A 1,978-nucleotide genomic window follows, 5' to 3' on the forward strand; every position below is an offset into this window, starting at 1 on the left:
ATAGAGAGAGCATAACAGCCAGAAATCTTTCAGGCTTTAAACGACCACAACCGGGGACCGCTATATAGGGAAAAATGATATTGAAACGCTCAATATGATTTATTACAAATGCACATAAAGCCTTTTTTGACTCTCTTTTTGGTTCTTGCGAATCATCAGAATAAGGTATGGAATACAAGGTATGCAAAGCTGCCATGTTAATCGCAGCTTCCTGACTCGCTGGATCAGTAAGACAATTCGCTATTTGGGGACAGTTTGAAATAAAAGTGGAAGCTGCTGCCTCTATTTCTTGCCTGGAGGGAAGCAGAAGGGCTGAGTTACCGGTGGATGATCTTTGCAGTGATTTGAGCGTATTTCCATCGTTCGATCGCTTAGTGACGGACATTCTTTCCTGATGCCGCAGATTCTGAGCCACCCGGACCATCAGGCCTATCTGCCGCTGCCGCAAAAGAGTCAATCGTGTGAAAAGCACGCTTTGTTCGGATGCTGCTCCTGTGTTGCCTGTCGAATTTGCTACAGGATTCAGCGACCAATCAGCAGGCCCTTCGTTATGGGAGGATTGTCGAAGTTTACAAACGCCATGACAGGAATCGACGTAACAATCTAAGCCGAGAGTATGTTGAGGTTGTTCCGGCTCTTCGTTACCGCCGCCAGAGCCGGAATGCCGGGGTCTTTTGACAGAGCCTGTGATTTGGGCGGATGTTCCAGAGGCTTGCCGACCGGATGATTCTGTTTGCTCGTTTTTTTGCTGTCTTTGTTTTTTGCCATTTCCGGGGAGCACCATAGTAGTGATTGCAAACGGGTCATCCTGACTGGCCTCCAGTTTATTTGTTGGACTGAACATGGGTGAATCGGTGTTCCAATAACTTTGTAAAAGCCAGCCGACCGCTAAAAAGGCTTCTACGGGTATCCATGAATGAGCTTTGGTGCTCAGAGCACTGTCATGGGAAGTCATAACCAGTTGGTAAGCAACCAGCGAACCAGCGGCGTATATCAATTCCCACGATATCGACTCAGAAAAGGACGTTCTTAACCCGAAGCCCCCGAGTCTGCGTGGTTGGTCATCATGCGGAAAAATTGATTCGGCGTAGCTGTTTGTATCGGCAAGGTATGACGAGGTGCCTGGCAATGTTTGCTGGTCTCGCTTAATAGCAAAGCTCCCTTTTGGCGAGTTTCCATCCTGATGAAGCTCAACAAAAAAACTTCTTGTAAACGATTCGGTCTGGCAGATGGCAGACAGAGGGAACAGCAAAAACAGTGCCGCTGTGAGTAATTTTTTCAAAACTCTATGCCCTCTGAATAGCGTGATTTGAGTCTGGTTGGAAGCCGAATCACTTTCTATCTTCTGGAAGATACAGGTGATCGATATGGTCATCATTCGGCTTCGTACCATTAAGCTTGGTGTCTGTAATAGTTTTTGTGTGAACCAACACCTTGTGAAGCAATAGCATTGCAGCATTTTTGAAGAGTATCCTGCATGGCTGCGCCTCGCCATCTTGCCCGACCACTGTCTCGTCACAGGCTACCTGCTCATGAAAAGCTCTTTTGTGAAAAGCCAGTTCTTCAGCATTTTTGAAGGCCGAACGGCATCGATGCTGTCGGCCATCCTCCCAGTACTCTGTCTCGTCACAAACTATTAGCTGGCTTTTGTCATAAACTTGCAGCCCGGTGTAGCCTCTCTTTTTATACCTATCGTCCGATGTGCGATCACCTGGCCGCCTCTGGCTATCTACCCAACCCACTGACTCGTAACAATTTTGTTCCCCGGTTCTATTGGGTGTCTCTGCACCCACTGCATCTAGAGGGGGGCAGCCAGTTGTTGTATTGGTTTGATTGATAAAGCAATCAGGAGAGCGGTGTTCAGGGGAAACATCAGGGACATTAACAGAGAGGGAATTATGGAGACCAACCGATGTGTCAAGATAAATCGCTCCGGGGATATCGGGGGGTGGGCTTTGTTCAGTTGCTGCTCCTGTAC

The 1,978-nt window shown here is 47.8% G+C and carries 2 protein-coding genes; both read right to left on the reverse strand.

Features of this window, described 5'->3' with window-relative positions; genetic code table 11:
- Positions 1–1,282 (reverse strand): hypothetical protein (locus KDK18_RS03080; RefSeq protein ID WP_257253129.1); only part of this gene is annotated, 1,282 nt, incomplete at its 3' end.
- Between the two features lie 49 nt (positions 1,283–1,331).
- A partial coding sequence (locus KDK18_RS03085) for a hypothetical protein (protein WP_257253131.1) occupies positions 1,332–1,978 on the reverse strand: 647 nt, incomplete at its 5' end.

The sequence above is a fragment of the Endozoicomonas sp. SESOKO3 genome, from assembly GCF_024606255.1.